Consider the following 20,270-nt stretch of genomic DNA (forward strand, 5'->3'; position numbering starts at 1 on the left):
CAAGATACGTATCTGTTTGTTCCCTATATTATTTAAACGTTGTAGTTTGATGAAAAGTTTTAGATTCAACGAATAATTTTTTAGCAAATGACGTTTCAATATGTTTTTTAAGTCATTTATTACATTTCTAAAAACAAGATAATATCATACTAATCAATTGCAGTAAACATGAAATAACAGCTATTGAATGGAACTTAAAACAAACAAAAAAAGACATCCCCACAAAGAAGATGTCCTCTATTTATAATGTTATTTAATAATCTCAACCTCTTGAATACTGGCCTCCCAGTTTACTGTTAGACCAAAATTTTCTAATATAAATCGAAGGGGTACAAAGGTTGTATTATTTTTTAATATTGGCTTGAGGGTCAGAGTAACCTCTTTACCATTAACAACCGCCTTCCCTTTTGAAGGCATTAGTACTAGATTCACTCCCTCTTGAACAATGGTAATGTATCCTGTCGAAGCCTCCCATTTTACAGTTCCTCCGATTGCTTCACCGATAAATCTCAAAGGAACATAGGTGGAACCATTGTCGATAAAGGGTGCTTCCGTCAATGGATGATTTTGATTATTCATAAAGGCCTCTTTACTACCTACTTGTAGATAAATCCCATTGGACTTCCTTTCTCCAGTTAAGAAGCTGATTTTCTTTCTACTTGCCACCTTCCCCTTTGAATCATAGACCGTTACCTCTAACCCATGCTTACCTCTTGATAATTTATCGGCATCAAAGGAGAAAATAAAAGGAAATTGCTTTGCAGTTGTCAGTAGACTTCCATCCAACCTGTATTCCACCTTGCTAATGTAAGGATCATGGGTTTTAATCCATCCACTCCCCTTCACAATACCAGTTAAGTATGCTCCATCTACCAGAGGCTTCACGGCCTTCTTATTTTGTATATCCTCTTTTACTGCATAGGGTCCATTCACTACCGATGAAAGGAAATAAGGGTCCTGTATCATCTGGGAGTATGCCTTTTTCAAACCCTCATTTTCAAGAATACTGTAGTTGTTTAGCTTTCTTTCTGCACTATGGGCATATTTTAGGTTGTTGGCGGAATACCAGTTGATCATCTTTATCCTAGGATATTTTGTCTTGATACCATAATATAACATGTGCATTTTTGTAATGGCAAACTCTGTTGCATCCGTATCCCCAGCCGTACTATAGTGGGTGGCGGCGTACTCAGATATCTGAATTGGTTTTCTGGCGGCAAAATTTTTATATACAAAATCTAATAAATCCAATGGATTTACTTGATCGGCAGGTTGATTCGGATCTCCATTGAAGAATTTTACGCTATATAGATTTACCCCTACCCAGTCTACATAGTCGTCCCCTGGATAGTACTCTAAAATATTCTTTTCTGGTACAGAGTTTGGCGCCCACACCATCACCACATTGGGGGCGTCCTCCTTCATTACCTTTGATACTAAACGAAACTTTTCTATGTACTTTTTAGGGTTCCCATGCCAAGGTACCCAATCACCATTCATTTCGGAATTAAATCTTAAAAATATCGGTACTTCTGCCTCCTTTGCCAGTTTAGCAAAACTCCTTAGGGTTTCATCATCCTTTACGATATCCAGGCCTTGAATGGTTTCTAGGGCTAGATGGACAGCAGCACCAGATTCCTTTACATTTCTTGCCCAGTTATGGGGAAAGGGCTTATCATAGGCATGATAAGTGTAATAGACGGCATGTTGTTTACCCGTTAGTTCATTAAACTTCTTAACATTTCTATGTCCTACTGCTTCTTCATACTCCACAAAAGCACCTATATAGGCGCCTGTTTGCGGCTCATATTTTGCCAGTTTTATACTAGTATCCCCTTTGAATTCTGTCTCTACAAAGAGGTCTACTGTTGAGGTGATTGCCTCTGCCTTTCTCCTTAAAACAGTAGCACCATCCACGTCTCCGATTTTTTCGTAGATATCAGCTGCCTTGTAATAATAAGGGATGGCTTCATCAAATCGTTGAAGCAATACGTAAATATCTGCCACCATTCTAAGGTTGGCGGCGGATGGATTACCATCAACAGCAATCAAAAGGTATTTTAGAGCTTCTTCGTAATCTTGATTATTAAGAGCTTCTACCCCAAATTTGTAGGCTTTGTCGGGGTGCAGTGGTGTGCTCCCCCATGCTACTTGGGAAATCAATAAAGAAAAGAATAGTGCAAATAATATGTATTGTTTGTTTTTCATACGCTTCCTCCTTTGTTTAAAGATGCTGTAAATAGTACTCTTGATCAAATTAAGAATTTTTTTTACATTTTTATTATATCATGGTTTGTGATTACTTGGTGGTGCTTGGAGTTAAAATAGAATAGAAAAATTGCTTCAACTTAGAACTATAACTAAGTTGAAGCAATTTTTATTTTAGGCTAATTCATAACCTTTAAATGTACATCAAAATTGAATCTTTATGTAAATACAAAAAATAATAAATTTCCTATTATATTCTATTTATAAGCCAAAAATTCCAACCATCAACCTTTACTAGGTGATGGCTGGAATTTATGTGGATTTATAATATCAACTCTCATATTAATCCAAAGGTAGAAACGTAAAACTTTCATGATCCCATTCAATAGCCTTCGGTAAAGGAATAGCATCCCTCTCCATCAAAGACCCCTTTTCTATTTGATAATGATTAATCGTCAAATCTTGATCTTCATCCTCAAGGGCTACATACAGGTTCCCCTCTTCAAAATGCACCCCTCTAATCCAACCCTCGAAATCGTCTAAATGATAGGAGTCCACCAGATTATAGTCCAAGTCAAATACCAGGACCTCTCCTGCAATATCCAGTAGATGTAATTTATCTCCATAGGAATAAGCTCCATATATGGTAAAGTCCTTCAACTCCTTTTCTTCAACTATATTTCCCTTTGAGTATGCTGCCATAAATGATTTTCCAGTAGGTATTGCTGATTCATCCATTTCAGGTCTATAAAGGATGATATCTTCACCAAACAACACTAGTTGTCGGTTCGGCTCACCTTCATATTTGTCATCTAAAATTGTATCCCTGATCACCTCTCCCTTACTTTCTTGGATTTCCATTATAGCTGATTTTCTAAAAAAAACATTATCACCTTTTTTGTTTAAATCTAAATATTGTAGATAGATTGTTCCATTGTTATTGATTGCAGAACATAAAATTTTATCATAGAAGGTTAAGTTCCTATATTCTTCTTCATCATAGTTTCTATATAACAACTCTGATACGTAGCCTCTATCAGAAAAACCTACATTCAGTCCTGTAAAAAGATAATCCTTTGTTTTGGAAGCAAATAAAACCCCAAAGTAAGCGCCTTCACCATATCGGTCATTTAAGAAAGAAATTTCCTCGATACCATCATTGGTAATTGAAAAATGCGTATTCTTTTGCCTAGAAAAAAATAATAATTCCTCACCTGCTCTAATGGAGTTGGCAATTACAATTGAACTATTGATGGGATACTCTTTTACCGCTCCATCTTCATATAGAATTGAAAACGAATTGATTAGTTTTTCTTTTGAACCCCCGCTAAAGGCAATAACATATTTTCCATTCACTAAATCTACTTGGTTGGCTGTCTCTTTCCCCTTACTACATCCAGATAACAAAATCAATGCAAGTATAATACCCATTATTAAAATAATTGTTTTTTTCATGTTGGTCACCCCAATAGATTAAGTCCAATATAGTACAGCCCAACAAAAGGCATGTACTATATTGGCATTTTTTAATGTTAGTCTTTGTAATATACAGTAGTCATGTGGCTACCTGTCAATTCTGCTGGTGATACAACTGTGTCATAAGGGAAACGATCTATATTGATCCCAGCATCTGACCATGCTCTCCATACTAACTGAGAACAATAATAGCTGTTGGTGGTAAATTTGTTTAAGAAGAACCAGTTGTAAGGAAGTCTTGGAGATTTAGATACAATAGCTGTTGCATTATTAACTGCATTTTGTCTAGAAGTGCTTGTACTTCCATTTACTCGAAGTCCATATACTTTACTCAGGTTATCCCAGTATCTATACTCATACTGAACACCGTCAATTCCACTTGGACTCTTGCTTCCTGGCCAAGATGAAATACACCAAACTCCACCACTTGTTTCTACAAGCGAAGCATGTCCTACTAAAGCAAAATCTATTCCTGAGGTAGTTCCTGAAAATGAAACAAAAACATCCCCTGGTACTACATTAATAGATTGAGTTGAAAAAGAGCCATCCTTTATCTTGCTTGCTTTTTCTTTCTTTACTTTTTTCTCAAACTCATCAATTAATTTGTACTGCATATCTTCGTAATATTTAGCATCTACCTTACCATTTTCGTCATATACAATTGTACTTTTCAATTCCTCTGGTATTTCTTTTTGGTTAGCCATTACTGGTACGCTTAGAGCCATAACCAACAATACACTACAAACTAAACAAAGCATTTTGTTTTTCATGGTAACAACCTCCTTAGTTTTATACATCCCTTTTATTATATTATAGTTTCTACATCGAGAACCTCCTCTCCCATAAGAAGGTTTTGCTCATTGGTTTGCTCTGGGAGTAGCAAACAACGACTCTTTGTAGAAATATAATCTCCAACAGAGTTGTAACAATGAATTGTTATTGTTCATTATTTTATATGCATGTTGTACTATTTTCAAACAAATATGTTACCATTATTATAATGCTTATTCTATTTTTTTTCTACTTTTTTTTGATAAAAATTGCCAGTTTTGCAAATGATTTGTTAAATTAGTACTAAAGTACTAGTTTGATCTATGCCTCAAAACTTCTTTTTCGATAATAAAGTAGGGAAACTACTCTCATAGCTTCCCCCTTATCAAACCGTACGTGCCCTACTAAGGCATACGGCTTACCAACGTGTTTAAATGAATCAATTAATTGATATAACATGACTAGCATTAATCTTTCTTATACGGTCAGGAGTATAGTATTCCTGACCTTTTTCTTTTAGTCTTTGTATATTCTTCTCTGTTTTCTTTCTGGTTTTTGCTGTCAATTTCTCAAGATATTGTTCTATACCATATCCCCACATTTTGTTGTAATACAACCAATGGCACGGTATTAACCCTATTCTTGCAAAGTATTCATTATTCCATTTTCTTACCATTAACCAACCTTTCCTTTGACATGGATTCTTGTGTATCATCGCTACCCTCAATCTTATATCCCACTACCCCTTACGGGCTTGAATAGAGCTCTCACAGGGTCACTGCATTTTCCTTCCTAACATACCGAGTACTTTCACATGATAAACTATCCTAACTCGACTGATTCATTGGGTTAGAATTATTGGCTTCCCATTTTTTTTGCATAGTCGCCAGTTTACCCCGCCACCTGTACTTCACACCTTTGCATTTCGGTCTGCTAGTCCGCCTATGGGTCTCTCGACATACCACGTCTCCTTCAGACAACACCTCACGATATTGCCCTAGACTAAGCTTCCTAGGTTGTATCAGCACTCCTAGGGAAGGACTTTCACCTTCGAGAATTCCTATGTTTCAACTCTATATGTCCTGTTTTTATTCTCAGAATATTATGGACAACAAGTTTAATTCATAGAACCAGACAGGCTATCGCCTATCTATATGCAACTGCCTGTCGCACAAAAAACATCTACCTTTCATTAGGTAGATGTTCCCGTCAGTTCTCTACTATTTAACTTATAATATTTGCTTTAAAAACTTACTCCAACCTCACCATAATTTTCAAGCAATAACCAATTTTGTCAACTTCCTCTTTAGATAATATTACGCCCTCTTCTGGTCGTATATTCAATTTTAAGACAATAGCAATTTGCCCCACCTGTTGATGAAATTCAATCCTATTCATAGGAATAGGTTGCTCCAATATATCTGTTAAAATTTCTGCTGTGGCTTTATGACCGATGGCAGAAATGACTCCTTTTTCTGCCATCAGTTTTTTAGCTGATTCCACATTAATATCTTGAATAGAATAAATACCATTGGTGGTGGCAATTGTTCCGTTAAAAAGTACTATTGGTAAACTAGTATCCTGCTTCAAGTAACGTCCTCCTTATCGTCTACTTTTGGACTATCTTAGCCCCTTCTTCTTTAGCACTTGAAGAAGTAGTTGTGGTCTATCGGTTATGATTCCATCTGCTCCTAGGTCGATTAACGCTTCCATTTCTTCTTCTGAGTTAATTGTCCAATAATAGATCGGCATTTTTCTAGCCCTTACTTCCTTCAAGAGGGCTTCAGTTGTAAGATCAATATTTATACCTTTGATATTGTACCCAATTGGTAGGCTTAGAATCTCAAATGAAACTAGATTATTCAGACTTGGAAGCATGGCTTTGTGAAAACCATAAAAATAATACATTTCTCCTTCACTGGCGGTGGTTTTAATCTTGTCATTGGAAATTTTTCTTAATTCTCTAATGGTATCTCTATCAAAGGAAGCTACAACAATTTTTTCCTCCATATTATATTCTTGTACTAAATTCCAGAATACTTCAGCACTCTTCTTCCCATCTTCCCCTGCATCCTTTAGCTCAATCAGCATCTTTTGCTTAGGATACTTTGAAAATACGTCTTGAAGTGTAGGTATGTAGGCTCCTTCAGCAATATAGGGATTCTTTGCTTCCCCCCGTAGTACTTTTCCCTCCGTATTCTCCAGGCCATAGGCTGCATTTAGTTCTTTAATTTCTGAGTATGCCAACTCTCTTACTTTTCCTGTCCCATTGGTGGTACGGTCAACAGTAAGGTCATGAATGGTAATCAATTGGTCGTCCTTAGTTAAGGCAACATCAAACTCTAATATATCCACCCCTAGGGCTACAGCATGTTCAAAGGCAATATTGGTGGAGGCTGGTCTTTCTTGATTCCCTCCCTGATGGGCAATGATCAGAGGAGCTCCCTTTGTGTTTTTAAACCATTGGTCTTCTAAGTCTGTCGTTTTTTCCGGTAGTAGTAAGTTCCCCCCAAACAAAAACACAATCCCAAGTAAAATCGGAATCAATTTCTTCTTTTTCTTTCTTCGTTTAGTAAAAGTCAACATAATAACAACCTCCAATTTTTCATTAAAAATGCCCCTGTATAAAGCTATTCCTGTATAAGTCCTACACTCTATTATACTGGGGTTTAGTTGAATTCACAATGAGTAAATGGAATATTCTCTTTATACCAGTTTTGCAATTACAAAAGATTCATTATTTAGGCTGCTTCTTATTCAAAAAAATTTGCTGTTTTTTACATAAAATATTTTATTTTCAGATCATTAATGTATAATTGAATAGTAACAATTTTTTTATCTGCAATTCTTATATTATAGAAAGGGTGACGGAATATGAGTAACGAGTTAAAAAGTAGAGCTGAAGTAGACGTGAACCTCACGTGGGACTTGTCCCATATCTTCAGAAATAGCGAAGAGTATGAAGCAACACTAGAAGAGGTTGTACAGAGTGCTAAAACAATCGAGGAAACATATAAGGGGAACTTACATAATTCCGATACAATCCTAAGCTGTTTAGCCGAATATGAAGCATTAACGGTAAAAATGAACCTAGTGGGTACTTATCCCTCATTAGCCACATCTGTTGATGAAACGAACCAAGAAAATCAAACTAGATATATGAAAATGAACACTGTGCTTTCAGAGGTATACAGTTCATTAACCTTCATAGATAGTGAATTAAAAGCAACCGATGATACCCTATTGGACGAAGCAATAGGAAAGACGAATACTTATAAAAATTATCTTGAAGATATCAAAAAAGAAAAGAAGCATATGCTTCATCCTGATGTAGAAAAGGCGCTAGCTTCTCTAGCACCAGTATTAAACGCTCCCTACAGATTGTACAATCAAGCTAAGCTTGCTGACTTAGACTTTGAAAACTTTGAAGTAGATGGAAAGGAATATCCCCTTAGCTTTGTTTTGTTTGAAAACCAATGGCAGGGAGATGCAAATACGGCAATTAGAAGAACTGCCTTCGATGCCTTCTCTAAAAATTTACGAAAGTATGCCAATACCATAGCGACTACCTACCAAACCCAACTACAAAAGGAAAAAACTATGGCAACAATGAGAAAGCATCATTCTGTTTTTGACTATCTTTTGTTTGATCAAAAAGTGGATCGTAGTCTTTATGACAGGCAAATAGATGTGATTATGGAAGAGTTGGCTCCCCATATGAGGAAATACGCAAAGCTCATCAAAAGAATTTATAAGTTAGATGAGGTTACCTTTGCTGACCTAAAGGTATCTATTGATCCAGAATATGACCCACAGGTGACTGTGGAGGATTCAAAAAAGTATGTTGAAGGTTCTTTAGCCATCATGGGGGAAGATTACCTCAAGTTAATGATGAAATCCTATGATGAGAGATGGGTTGATTTTGCCCAAAATAAAGGGAAATCCACTGGTGGCTTCTGTGCTACACCCTATGGTGTCCATTCTTATATTTTACTCTCATGGACAGGACTGATGAGTGAAGTCTTTACGTTAGTTCATGAGCTAGGTCATGCAGGGCACTTTATTTTAGCCCAACAGCAAAACAGCCTTTTTAACGTAGAGCAATCCCGTTATTTTGTAGAGGCTCCTTCAACTATTAACGAGCTTCTTCTGGCAAACTATCTAATGGAGCAAAAAGATGAGCCAAGATTCAAAAGATGGGTACTATCTTCTTTAGTTAGTAATACTTATTATCATAACTTTGTAACTCATCTGTTGGAGGCTGCTTATCAAAGGGAAGTATATAAGATTATCGATGCTGGTGGCAGTGTTCATGCTGCCAAATTAAGCGAAATCAAAAAAGAAGTCCTAGAGAAATTCTGGGGAGATTCCGTTGTCATCAACGAAGGGGCTGAGCTTACTTGGATGAGACAACCCCACTACTACATGGGTCTTTATCCCTATACCTATAGTGCAGGTCTTACAGTGGCAACTGCTGTTAATCTAAGAATACTTAATGAGGGAGAAGTAGCTGTAAGGGATTGGCTAGAAGTATTAAAGGCTGGCGGTACTAAAACTCCTATGGAATTAGCTAAAATGGGCGGTGTGGATATTACAACTGATCAACCTTTAAAGGATACCATTGCTTATGTTGGTAAAATGATTGACGAAATTATTCAACTTACGGATGAATTAGACAATAGATAATAATGACTAGAAAAACAGGGAAAGCTATGCAATTCTTCCCTGTTTTTTGTCTATTGATAGATGGTTTTCCACCGCTATTTAGGATGCTTTATTGTTTGATTTTTATTAAACCCTCATACTCTCCCACTTTCCTTGCTTATATGCCATTAGCATAACCACCATTTCAGTAAAATTTGAAAGAAGGAAACTGATCCAGACCCAATATACCGGTAAATTTAGAGTATAGACGACAATGAAAAGAAGCGGTATCTGTACTCCCCATTTTCCAATCATGCTAGAGACAAGATAAGGTATATTGTAGCCAGAGCCAGAGAACACACTTCCAATACCCATCATGACCCCTGACATTATCAAACCGGGGGTAATAATCCTCAGCATGGGAATCCCCATTGCCACAACTGAAGATTCTTGAATAAAGATTTTCATGATTTCTGTTGGGAAAATAAACACAAAAATAGACGCCACCATCATTATAAGCACCCCATATTTTGCAGCGGTTTTAGCTGTATCCTTTGCCCACTGTATGTTATCCCGTCCTAGAGATTGTCCGACTATTGTACTACCAGCCATTGACAATCCAACTAGTGGCATAAAGGCAAAACCAAAGAGTCGATTGCCAATCCCCATTGCCGCCACTGCATCAGTACCATATAGAGAAACGAATTTCAATATGACAATTCCCACAAGGTTTCTTGAAAAAGCTTCAGCACCAGAGGGTAGCCCGATGCTTATCAGTTTTCGATCTATTTCTAGATTAAGCTTCAACAGTCTGCTGGGATTGATTTTAACCTTTGTTTTGTTGGATAAAATAAATCCAAAGCCGATGATAAAGGTAACAGAGACAGAGATTACTGTAGCTAGGGCTGCTCCAAATACACCTAAACCTAATCCAGGAATTGACGTGTAAGGAATTGTATCAAACATAAAAATCGGATCTAATACAATATTTAAAATAGCTGCTACAATCATAATTATCATTGGTCGTTTAGCATCCCCTACACATCTAAAGGCTGTATTGACGGTATAGGAGGAAAACATAATTGGCAAAAAGAAAATTCGGATATACCCATATTCTAGTCCCAAAGAAAATACCTCTGGATCATTGGTGAAAAAACCCAAAAGGGGCTTAAGGAAAATAAAAAGTAGTATCGAAGCAATGACAGCAACCAATGCCTTAAAGGTTAAGGTCTGCTCAATACAAAGACTTGTCCTATCCTCATCCCCTTTCCCATAGCTTTGGGAGATTAGAGAGATGGAGCTGGTTCCGATGATATCATTCAATACATTTACCAACCAGAACACTGTTGAGAATATGGTAACTCCAGCAACAGCATTTGCTGAGATTCTCCCGACCCATATCATATCAACTAAATCATAAAACATCTGAAACATAAAACCTAACATAGTCGGAGCCGCTAATGCAAAAAGATTTTTAGTAATACTCCCCTCCAACAGGGAATTGTTCGAAGCTTTTCCCGTCACTTAAAGATCCCCCCAGTAATGTCGCAAAATTTAGACTACATCCAAATTATATTATAAATCCCATTGATTTTATATAGTTATTAACTAATATTCTCATAAATTTCAAAAGTCAAATATGTGTTTATCCCTCAATAGAATAACTCACATACTTGACTTCTTTTACATACTATTATTTTTCATTTTACAATAATACCAGTCAGGCTTATTACAGAAATTCTTGGAGGAATCTTTCTGCCTTTTGAGGATTCAATTCTAGATCCACCAGTGGTTTACCATCCCTTAGTTTTGGTATATTATCAATAAAGGTTGGTTTTTCAACTTGATAGAAGATCCCCATCGGAATCCCTTTACCTTCTTCATATTCAAAAGCCCTTGTCAATGCCGCTATTTTATTGGTTGGATCGTGATCCTCTGGTAAATGATAAAGATTTTCACGATACCATTGGTAGGTGTTTTCCTTATTGAAGATGACGCATGGCTGCATAATATCAACTATGGCATATCCCTTATGCTGGATGGCTGCCTTCATAATCGGTACTAGATGTTCTCTGTCCCCTGAGAAGGTTCGAGCCACAAAGGTAGCACCAGTGACTATGGCAAAAGCGATGGGGTTAAGGGGCTGATTGATTACCCCCTCAGTTTGTACACTGGTCACATGGCCAGGATAGGTGGTGGGGGACGCCTGCCCCTTTGTTAGTCCATAGATTTGATTGTCATGGACAAAGTGGGCGACATCTATATTGCGCCTCATATTGTGGAGCACGTGATTTCCTCCCTCTCCAAAGGTGTCTCCATCCCCTGAAGTAATACATATTTTTAAGTCCTTGTTGGCAATCTGGGCTCCCAATGCTGGTGGAACTGCCCTACCGTGTAGACCATTAAATCCATTAGTTCTAATATATTGGGGGGTCTTTGCCGCCTGCCCTATCCCTGAAGTCACCAGTACTTCATGGGGTTCTAACTTTAGTTCTGCCAATGCTTGCTTTAGGGCCGCTAAGATCCCATGATTTCCGCAACCGGGGCACCATGCATTTTTTACTGAGTCAAATTGATTTGTATTTATAGTTGTATTAGTCATGTTATCGCACCTCTCTTCCTACAAAATCCACAATTTCATGGGGAGCAATCTGTCTACCATCATATTTTAGAAGGCTCTTATCCATCTTGATGCCTGTTTCTTGACGAATGAGTTTAGCCAACTGTCCTGTGTAGTTTTGTTCTACATTGATTACTGTTGAAGCTATCCCTAAATATTGCTCTAACAATTTTGTAGGAAGAGGATAAATATCCCCGAATACCAATGCCCCCACCTGCTTACCATTTTTGATCAGTTCCTCTACTGCCTCTTTGAGGTTTCCTTCAGTAGAACCCCAACCGACAAGCAGAATCTCAGGTTTTTCAACTCCAAAGTAGCTTGGCTCCATCAATATTTCCTTCAACATTTCCAGCTTATTCATTCTCTTTTGCATCATCTTAATTCTTGTTTCTGCATCCTCTATGATATGGCCTGATTGATCGTGCTCGTCACTGTCAATTAGAACAACTTGCCCCTTCACCTTACCTGGGATAATCCTCGGAGAAATCCCATTCTCAGTAAATTGATATCTGTTATATATTTCATCCGTATCGGCATCTAGGGTTGTTAAATTACGTTCAATCGTCACCTTAGATAAATCAAAGGGCTTGATGGTTTGGTTGGCATCGGCTAAATATTGATCGTTTAGGATAATGACTGGTATTTGATATTTGTCAGCAATATTTAACGCCCTCGTTGTTTGATAGAAGGCATCCTCTACATTTCGTACCGCCAATACCATTCTTGGAATCTCTCCGTGGGAGGCAGTCAAAATAAAACTCAAGTCACTCTGCTCTGTTCTAGTTGGAAGCCCTGTGGCTGGTCCTGGTCTTTGAACATTTACGATTACTAAAGGTAACTCTGCTATTCCAGATAGTCCAAGGGTTTCCGTCATTAAAGAGAATCCACCACCAGAAGTCCCTGTCATGGCTCTTATCCCTGCATACGAGGCTCCTAATGCCATATTAATGGCTGCGATTTCATCCTCTGCCTGCTCCACCACTACGTCTGACTCTGCTTGTTTTGAAGCTAAGTAGGTCATGATGCTGGTGGATGGAGTCATTGGGTAGGCTGCGTAGAAGGTTACTCCCCCTGCTAAAGCCCCGAGTCCAATGGCTTGGTTTCCATTGATCATCATTCGGATGACTGACTCTGGTTTTTCAATCTCAAAACTTTTATCAATTAAACTGTAGCCCAAATCCAATGCCTTTTCGTTCATACTGAGGATTTCAGGCTTTAGGGTACTGGCTATCACTTTCTTTGCTAAGTCTAAATCTAAGTCAAATAGTTTTACAAATATTCCGAAGGCAACGATTGTCTGGGTCTTTGCATCCCCTGCTTCCCTTGCTGATTTGACAATTGGTAATGAAATAACCCCTTTTTCCGATGATAATATTGTCTCATCGCAAAGAATGGTTCCTACCTCAAGTAACCGCTCTTTATGGACCTCTATGGTTTCTGTATTAAGGGCAATGATTAAGTCTAAATCATTAGAATGGGAGGTAACCACCTCAGTTCCAAATCGAATTTGAGTAAAGTTATGACCCCCTCTGACACGGGATTCGTAGTCTTTATTTGAGAATAGATGATACCCTGACCTTTGTAGTAATTTCTCTATGTTGTGGGCTAGGGTGTCCATACCCTGTCCGGCTGATCCGCCGATTAATAGATTATATTTTTTCATATACAATTCTCCTTTATATTTCTGGCTTAAATGATAATTTTTTATCTATTAACAACTGCTATTCTTGCAATAAGTACACCAAGTTATGACAAGGCTATAGTCGATTGATCATAATTATAATTTATTTACTAGTAATGAAATACCCAATATTGTACGAATTAACACTGGGAATAAAAATATTTCTGTATTAGAACAAAGTCTTCCTATGGAAGATTCAATTGATGACTTATGTAGAAAATCATTTACGAAAAAGTTCTCTTTATATCAATTTAATGTAGCACTTCCCTATTCGTTATAAAAAAAAGCCCAGCATCAATTGGGCTTTTACTTTTCCCTACAATGAATTGGGAAGTGATGTATCTTCTATTTATTATTTGTTAGGATCTCCTTCAACTCATTTAGACTAGCAATCTCATAAGTAGGCTTTATCCCAGTTTTATTTTCTACTCTGTTAGGATTATACCAGCAAGTATCAATCCCAAAATTAATTCCCCCTTGAATATCGGAGGTTAAACTGTCCCCCACCATCAAGACCTTGCTTTTATCGATGTATTTGATATTATTTAAGGCATGTTCAAATATTCGTGGGTCAGGCTTTGACACCTCAACTTCTTCAGACACGACAATATCTTCAAAGTATTTTGCGATTATAGATTTCTTGATTCGTTTACTCTGCACATCCTTCAATCCATTGGTAACAATCGTAAGTCGAAAATCCTTATGGAGACTTTCTACCAAATCTATCGTTTCCTCAAACAAATAAGATCCATTTGCTAAATGCTTCATATATGCTATAGCGAATTCTTCTTCATTGAATCCAGCCTGTAATTTATCTGATAATCGCTTGAATCTTTCAACCTTTAATTTCCTTTGAGAGATGAGTCCTTCCTCAAATTTCTTCCAAATAGCTGTGTTAATCCCTTGATAAACTTTCAAGTGATGATTTTCGTCGTACTCTATATCAAATTCCAACATTGAGTTTTTAAAGGCTTCCCTTTCAGACTTCTTAAAATCAAAAAGTGTCTCATCCGCATCAAATATGATGATTTCGTATTTCATTGACGTCCCCCCCATTTTTGTTTTATTTATTATAACATATGTTTTTATGTTGTTAGCAAATCTAAACTTATTTAAAACCCCAAAACCTGCTGATTAAATCAAAGGGCTCAGTCGCAGAATTATTTGCAAAGTATTGTATATTCTAACATAATCATTTCTATAATATTTTTAGGCTTACAACTTATCATTTGAGAATATATTTGCTAGTTTCATGGCACAATATAGACTATTACATCACTTAAGGAGAATTTCGCAATGAAAAATCTACAAATACTTTCTTCTATACCAGGCAGGCTAAGGATAAAAGATCTACACATAAACTATAACCATCATATGGCATTTTCTTTAGAAGAAGGTCTAAAAAAACTTCAAGGAATCATAGATGTGAAGGTATCCCATCATACCAATAACATCTTAGTACAATATAATGCAGGACTAGTAGATGTAAAAAAAATAAGTCAATATGTGATGGATTTAGATTTAACGAAAATTTCTATACAGCCCACCTCAACATCCGTTGAATTATCTATGCCTATACCTCAGGAGCTACCCATCAAATATCAGAAAAGACAAGTCATCGTTTCTGGTATTGTGCTGGCATATACTTTTGTAAAAACCATCTTGTTTGGCGTGCCTTTATTAAGTCTCGGACCAATAAACATCGCTGCCGTTGCCACCATCGCCACAGGCTATCCCCTCTTCCGGCATGGGATTAATGGTCTTGTTAAAGAGAAGAAGTTTAATAACGATTTCTTAATTACCACGGCTACCATAATGTCCTTGTGGATGAGAGAGTCCCTCACAGGCTTGGCTGTAATATGGTTGATCAGCGTGAGCGAGTTGTTTGAAGCTATGACAGTTGATCGATCTAGAAAGGCCATCAGGGATATGCTGAATAGTACAGAAGAGAAAGCTTGGATTTTATTGGATGGTAAAGAAGTGTCTATAGCGACTAAAGACCTAAATGTAGATGACATTGTGGTGATCCATAGTGGTGAAAAAATACCTGTCGATGGGATTATCATATCTGGAGAAGCTTTAGTCAATCAAGCACCGATTACTGGCGAGTCCGTACCCATCTTTAAAGAAGCCGATAGCCTTGTATTTGCAGGCACCATCCTTGAGCAAGGAAGAGTTTACGTTTGTGCAAAGAAAGTTGGAGATGATACGACTATCTCTAGAATAATTCATCTGGTTGAGGAGGCCAGTAACACGAGGGCACCAATCCAAAATGTTGCTGATCAGTATTCAGAAAAACTGGTACCTTGGTCATTTTTTCTCTCAGGTCTTGTATATCTATTCACGGGTAATCTGATAAGAGCCATGACCATTTTAATCGTAGCCTGTCCCTGTGCAGCTGGATTAGCAACCCCCACCGCCCTTGCTGCTGCAATGGGAAATGCAGCCAAAAGAGGAGTTCTAATAAAAGGTGGTAAATATTTAGAGGGAATGGCCAAAATAGATACTGTGCTTTTTGACAAGACAGGCACTTTAACCAGAGGCAAACCCAGTGTCACTTCCGTTTATCCTGTAGCCGATTGGCTAGATACCCAAGAAACTATGTATATAGCTGCCAGTTGCGAACAAGGAAATCGTCATCCCCTTGCTTTAGCAGTGGTAAATAAAGCCCTGGAAATGGACATAGAACCCAACACTCCAGATCATATTGACGTAGTGATTGGTAAAGGAATTATTGCTGGTATGGATAATCAAAATATCCTTTTAGGCAACCGTAAATTAATGATGGACCATGATATAGATATTTCCCTAGGTCATAAACTTGAAATTTTAATGCAGGAAAATGGAGAAACCATTCTCTATCTATCTCAAAACAATCAGCTCATAGCACTTATTGGCGTTAAAGACACCATCAAAGAAGAAAGCCTTCAGACTGTTAAGGAGCTTGAAAAACGTGGTATACATGATGTGGGAATGATCACTGGTGATACGACTACCTCTGCCTTAGGCATTGCAAATCAGTTGAATATCAAAAAGATTATTAGTGATGTACTACCTGAGGGTAAGGCTGCCATTGTAAAATTAGAAAAAGAAAAGGGCAGGAAAATCCTTATGGTTGGGGACGGCATCAATGACTCACCAGCCTTGGCCTTAGCTGACGTTGGGGTTGCAATGGGAACAGGAGGAACTGATATTGCCATTGAAAGTGCAGATATTGTTTTAGCCGGTGATAATCCATTAAAAATCATCGAAGCTATTGATATTAGTAAAAAAACCTTAAGTACAATTCAGCAAAGTTATGGTATTGCCATCGGTATTAATGCCCTAGGCATCTTACTAGGAGCAACTAGTATCATCTCACCTTTTTGGGCAGCTATTTTACATAATGCCAGTACTGTCGGAGTGGTGATTAACTCCAGTAGATTGTTAAAGTACCAACCAACTTATTTTTATAGGGAGCAAAAGTAAAAGCCTGAATTTTATTAACTTTTAATGAGATGAGAAAACATGATCTGGGACAAACTGAATAAATGCACTATGTATGTGAAGGTAGTGAACTCACCAAATATCATCTTGGTGTCATCATCGACTATTTTGCAGGACAAATACTGGGGAGATGATACTGCTACGCTTAAAAACATAGGGAGCTAGTCCCCTTTGGATGCTCTTTTGAGTTTAGGGGGTATAACTTACTGACGTATAAACTTTATAATTTACTATAAAAACTTTATAAATTTATAAAACTTATTTCCTTTTTCATTGAACCCTGCCTTGCCTAAGCTACTACAGTTTGTATGGCTCTCCAAAGGCTTAAATTCGACCTCGTCAATGTCTACATATCAGCATCATCTTTTAGGTGATTTTATGCTGATTTATAATTTGCTAAATTAATACTTGCGTTCTTATCTCTATCTATCACAAGACCACATTCACATTTATAGACTCTATCCTTGAGTTTTAAGTCTTTCTTAATACTACCACATGATGAACACATTTTACTGGATGGGTAGAATCTATCAGCTTCTACTAATTCGATACCATTAAATTCACATTTATACTTCAAAGTATTAATGAATTTATTGAATGCTTGTTCTCCAATTGCTTTTGATAGATGCTTGTTTTTCATCATGCCTTTAATATTCAAAGTCTCCATTACAACTCTACTAGGCTTGGTTTTCACTATAGTATTTGTTGTTTGGTGGATGTGGTTTAAACGTATGTCAGATATTTTCTTATGTAGTAGCATCATTTCCTTTTCAAGTTTTATGATATTTTGAGTTTTCTTAAGTTTCTCGCCTTTTTTAAAGGATTTGCCTTCTTTCAAATTATCATATTTTCTTGAAACTTTCCTTTGGAATTTTTTTAGTCTCTTATTTAATTTCTTAACTTTCTTAGTTTTATTAATGTTTTTAAAAGGAGTATCTATATTACTTACAACAGCTAGTTCTTTTATTCCTAAATCCACTCCAATACTTTCTCCAGTAAGCTCTATTGGTTCATTATTTTCAATTTCTAAACCTAAAGATAAATACCAATAACGTCCATTATGCTTTATTCTTGGATTGGTTACTTTTATCTTATCTTTTTTATAATTACCTACTGGAAGTCTTCCCTCATCTTTAATCTTTACATAACCTATCTTCTCAAGTTTTACCTTGTTGTCTTTTACAACTAATTTGTTATTAAGATGAAAGAATGAAGTTTCACATTTTCCTTTCTTTTTGAATCTAGGATAATCACCTTTCTTTTGAAAAAAATTGTCAAAAGCTTCTCCTAAATCTTTAAGGGTTTGCTGTGGTATTTCTGATGATACTTCCCTCAACCAAGAGAATTCATCAGTATTTCTAAGCTGTGTAAATATCTTTCTTAAATATCCTATTCCTAAGGATTTCTTGTTTTCTTCATAATAATTATTTAAGTAAGCTAATCCCCAATTATAAGAAAACCTTGCTACTCCTGCACTTTTAAACATTAATATTTCCTGCTCTTTAGTAGGGTATAATCTAACTTTAATCGCTCGTATCATCTTCGGTAAGCTCCTTAATCATTTTTCTTGTCTTATTTGCTCTCTTACCTTGAAGCCTACAACTAAACACAGTTATTATTTGGATTAAGTCTTCCACAACTTCTTCTTCCTCAGTCTTTTCAGTGTTATCTATGATTTCTATTTCAACGTTTTTGCAATCACAGATATTTTTTATTAGTTCGTATCCAAATCTAACTAATCTATCTTTGTATAAAACTACCACTTTACTGATTTGATTTTGAAGAATTAGCTGTATTAATTCATTTAACCCTTTCTTGTCATAATTTATACCGCTACCTGTGTCAGTTATTATTTTAAATTGATACCCTTTTGAAATTAAATAAGTTCTAACATTCTCAATTTGTCTTTCCAAAGCTTCCTTTTGCTTACTACTTGAAACTCTGCAATAACCAACTACTATCTTGTTATCTTTATTAACTTCGCCATTATATTCTTTTAATTGCTTGTCAGTATAATAACGATAACCTGATTTAGGATCTACATACTCGGGCTTTAATTTCCCTGAATTGTCCCAATTACGTAAAGTTTGTTGTGAACGATTTATAATTTTAGCAAATTGACCAATCGAATATTTCTTCAAAGTATCACCTCCTATAATAATTATCGGATGATAAAACCTTAAAGTCAATAATTTTTATAAAGTTTTTATAAAAGATTAATAAAGTTTATACTCTTTTACCTACGAACGCTACTTCATAGATGCTATTTCTCTCACGATAATAGCCACTTCCTTTAAGAACGTGCAAAGACTATTTCTTCACCTTCACCATTACGTGCTAAGGGCAGACCTTTTCCACTACCAATCGCTTGTAGTGTACGGTATCTCTACCTAGTCGTTGAAGGTTCTCCATATCATTTGACTTAGGAGCTTCCCTGCATGAACAACCATTGTATATGGATACTTAGGCTTTAACCATATATCCATCCTTACGTTTTTTCTACTTTCGTACCTTGATTATCTCTTTTCAGGATAACTGTGGTGTAAGTCTTTAGGTATTACCTGCAATTAAATCTGTGTCCTATGCAGATTTCTCTACATACGCAGCTAAAGTCTATAAAATAGTTAGTTTTTATAATGTTTTATAGACTTATTGTAACTGTAAGAAATACCCCTCATAGATTCGAAACTGTTATCTTCTTGATGATATACATATGAAATTGTGCGTTTGACTCTGGGTATTCTGTATAATCATCGCATAGCACTTCCCAATCTATCCCAATACCATTTAGGACACTCTTTAAATGTTTTTCCCTCTTTGCCCCTTTAATCATAAAATTTGCTAATACTCCTTCTACTTTTAATTCTAAAGCTATACGCTTAATAAAATTAGTTTCTTCCTCCAGATCCCCCTTATAAAAATGCAGCATAGAATCAAGAAGTATCAAATCATACTCAGTCGATACCGGGTAAGTATATACATCTCCAACTTCTCCTATAACATCCAAGTTATCATCATTTGCTATTTGATTCATTTGATCAAGACCAACACTGGAGATATCGATTCCTTTTACTTTATAGCCTAATCTACCTAAAAACAATGCATCTCTACCTTGTCCGCATCCTAAATCTAAAACATTACATTTAGGTTCATACTCTTTAAAAAATTTCACTAAACCGGGATAGGGTTCACCAAAATAATTTTGCTTTTTATAGTGTTTATCGTACACTGGTTTTGTCATTTTAATCTTCCTTCCAATATATGCACTCAAATTTTTTCAACACTAATTTGCAGTTCAAATACCGATGTCTCTTTATTACTTCGTTTTTAATCAATTTTTTCTATCTATTGTAACCGTCTCTCTAATAACTAAGAAAAATGCAT

General features: G+C 36.4%; 15 protein-coding genes. 2 read left to right on the plus strand and 13 right to left on the minus strand.

Annotated elements, in window-relative coordinates; all coding sequences use genetic code 11:
- Positions 1-249: 249 nt before the first annotated feature.
- The 6 genes from JOC73_RS04865 to JOC73_RS04890 all read right to left on the minus strand — a co-directional run bounded on the left by JOC73_RS04865 (position 250) and on the right by JOC73_RS04890 (position 7,041).
- A complete protein-coding gene (locus JOC73_RS04865; RefSeq protein ID WP_204400740.1) occupies positions 250-2,208 on the minus strand; it encodes a stalk domain-containing protein in 1,959 nt (652 codons plus the stop codon).
- Between the two features lie 342 nt (positions 2,209-2,550).
- Positions 2,551-3,663, minus strand: coding sequence for a hypothetical protein (locus tag JOC73_RS04870; RefSeq protein WP_204400741.1), 1,113 nt, complete (start codon positions 3,661-3,663; stop codon positions 2,551-2,553).
- Between the two features lie 77 nt (positions 3,664-3,740).
- Positions 3,741-4,454: a hypothetical protein gene (locus JOC73_RS04875; RefSeq protein ID WP_204400742.1), complete on the minus strand. Its 714-nt coding sequence runs from the start codon at positions 4,452-4,454 to the stop codon at positions 3,741-3,743.
- 440 nt (positions 4,455-4,894) lie between these two features.
- Positions 4,895-5,182: a hypothetical protein gene (locus tag JOC73_RS04880; protein WP_204400743.1), complete on the minus strand. Its 288-nt coding sequence runs from the start codon at positions 5,180-5,182 to the stop codon at positions 4,895-4,897.
- Between the two features lie 524 nt (positions 5,183-5,706).
- Positions 5,707-6,045: a YddF family protein gene (locus tag JOC73_RS04885; RefSeq protein WP_204400744.1), complete on the minus strand. Its 339-nt coding sequence runs from the start codon at positions 6,043-6,045 to the stop codon at positions 5,707-5,709.
- 30 nt (positions 6,046-6,075) lie between these two features.
- The gene (locus JOC73_RS04890) at positions 6,076-7,041 is read right to left on the minus strand and encodes a glycerophosphodiester phosphodiesterase (RefSeq protein WP_204400745.1); all 966 of its coding nucleotides are present in this window, start codon (positions 7,039-7,041) and stop codon (positions 6,076-6,078) included.
- A gap of 288 nt (positions 7,042-7,329) precedes the next feature.
- On the opposite strand from JOC73_RS04890, the gene pepF reads away from it, so the two are divergent.
- Entirely contained in the window at positions 7,330-9,141 is a 1,812-nt protein-coding gene (gene pepF / locus JOC73_RS04895; RefSeq protein ID WP_204400746.1) for an oligoendopeptidase F, read from the plus strand.
- A gap of 105 nt (positions 9,142-9,246) precedes the next feature.
- Here pepF and JOC73_RS04900 read toward each other — a convergent pair whose 3' ends face one another.
- The 4 genes from JOC73_RS04900 to JOC73_RS04915 form a co-directional block, all read right to left on the minus strand.
- On the minus strand, positions 9,247-10,623 hold the full coding sequence (locus JOC73_RS04900) for an MATE family efflux transporter (protein ID WP_204400748.1): 1,377 nt from the start codon (positions 10,621-10,623) through the stop codon (positions 9,247-9,249).
- Positions 10,624-10,828: 205 nt separating this feature from the next.
- Positions 10,829-11,701: a 2-oxoacid:ferredoxin oxidoreductase subunit beta gene (locus JOC73_RS04905; protein ID WP_204400750.1), complete on the minus strand. Its 873-nt coding sequence runs from the start codon at positions 11,699-11,701 to the stop codon at positions 10,829-10,831.
- Position 11,702: 1 nt separating this feature from the next.
- The gene (locus JOC73_RS04910) at positions 11,703-13,382 is read right to left on the minus strand and encodes a 2-oxoacid:acceptor oxidoreductase subunit alpha (protein ID WP_204400752.1); all 1,680 of its coding nucleotides are present in this window, start codon (positions 13,380-13,382) and stop codon (positions 11,703-11,705) included.
- 363 nt (positions 13,383-13,745) lie between these two features.
- A complete protein-coding gene (locus JOC73_RS04915) occupies positions 13,746-14,441 on the minus strand; it encodes a YjjG family noncanonical pyrimidine nucleotidase (protein WP_204400754.1) in 696 nt (231 codons plus the stop codon).
- Positions 14,442-14,696: 255 nt separating this feature from the next.
- Between JOC73_RS04915 and JOC73_RS04920 the strand changes: the two genes are divergently transcribed.
- The gene (locus tag JOC73_RS04920; RefSeq protein ID WP_204400756.1) at positions 14,697-16,868 is read left to right on the plus strand and encodes a heavy metal translocating P-type ATPase; all 2,172 of its coding nucleotides are present in this window, start codon (positions 14,697-14,699) and stop codon (positions 16,866-16,868) included.
- 394 nt (positions 16,869-17,262) lie between these two features.
- Here the strand turns inward: JOC73_RS04920 and JOC73_RS04925 are convergent, their stop codons facing one another.
- The 3 genes from JOC73_RS04925 to JOC73_RS04935 form a co-directional block, all read right to left on the minus strand.
- Entirely contained in the window at positions 17,263-18,426 is a 1,164-nt protein-coding gene (locus JOC73_RS04925; protein WP_204400758.1) for an RNA-guided endonuclease InsQ/TnpB family protein, read from the minus strand.
- The gene (locus tag JOC73_RS04930) at positions 18,410-19,027 is read right to left on the minus strand and encodes an IS607 family transposase (protein ID WP_204400761.1); all 618 of its coding nucleotides are present in this window, start codon (positions 19,025-19,027) and stop codon (positions 18,410-18,412) included. The genes JOC73_RS04925 and JOC73_RS04930 overlap by 17 nt, the downstream gene beginning before the upstream one ends.
- A 533-nt stretch (positions 19,028-19,560) precedes the next feature.
- Positions 19,561-20,127 (minus strand): class I SAM-dependent methyltransferase, encoded by a 567-nt coding sequence (locus JOC73_RS04935; RefSeq protein ID WP_204400763.1) that lies wholly within the window; start codon positions 20,125-20,127, stop codon positions 19,561-19,563.
- Between the last annotated feature and the right edge of the window lie 143 nt (positions 20,128-20,270).

It is taken from the genome of Alkaliphilus hydrothermalis, from assembly GCF_016908555.1.
Taxonomy (GTDB): domain Bacteria; phylum Bacillota; class Clostridia; order Peptostreptococcales; family Natronincolaceae; genus Alkaliphilus; species Alkaliphilus hydrothermalis.

Coding starts and splice junctions, on each gene's coding strand:
- JOC73_RS04935 (WP_204400763.1), bottom strand. CDS start 20,127: ATGACAAAACCAGTGTACGATAAACACTATAAAAAGCAAAATTATTTT.
- JOC73_RS04865 (WP_204400740.1), bottom strand. CDS start 2,208: ATGAAAAACAAACAATACATATTATTTGCACTATTCTTTTCTTTATTG.
- JOC73_RS04925 (WP_204400758.1), bottom strand. CDS start 18,426: ATGATACGAGCGATTAAAGTTAGATTATACCCTACTAAAGAGCAGGAA.
- JOC73_RS04905 (WP_204400750.1), bottom strand. CDS start 11,701: ATGACTAATACAACTATAAATACAAATCAATTTGACTCAGTAAAAAAT.
- JOC73_RS04920 (WP_204400756.1), top strand. CDS start 14,697: ATGAAAAATCTACAAATACTTTCTTCTATACCAGGCAGGCTAAGGATA.
- JOC73_RS04910 (WP_204400752.1), bottom strand. CDS start 13,382: ATGAAAAAATATAATCTATTAATCGGCGGATCAGCCGGACAGGGTATG.
- JOC73_RS04870 (WP_204400741.1), bottom strand. CDS start 3,663: ATGAAAAAAACAATTATTTTAATAATGGGTATTATACTTGCATTGATT.
- pepF (WP_204400746.1), top strand. CDS start 7,330: ATGAGTAACGAGTTAAAAAGTAGAGCTGAAGTAGACGTGAACCTCACG.
- JOC73_RS04890 (WP_204400745.1), bottom strand. CDS start 7,041: ATGTTGACTTTTACTAAACGAAGAAAGAAAAAGAAGAAATTGATTCCG.
- JOC73_RS04915 (WP_204400754.1), bottom strand. CDS start 14,441: ATGAAATACGAAATCATCATATTTGATGCGGATGAGACACTTTTTGAT.
- JOC73_RS04875 (WP_204400742.1), bottom strand. CDS start 4,454: ATGAAAAACAAAATGCTTTGTTTAGTTTGTAGTGTATTGTTGGTTATG.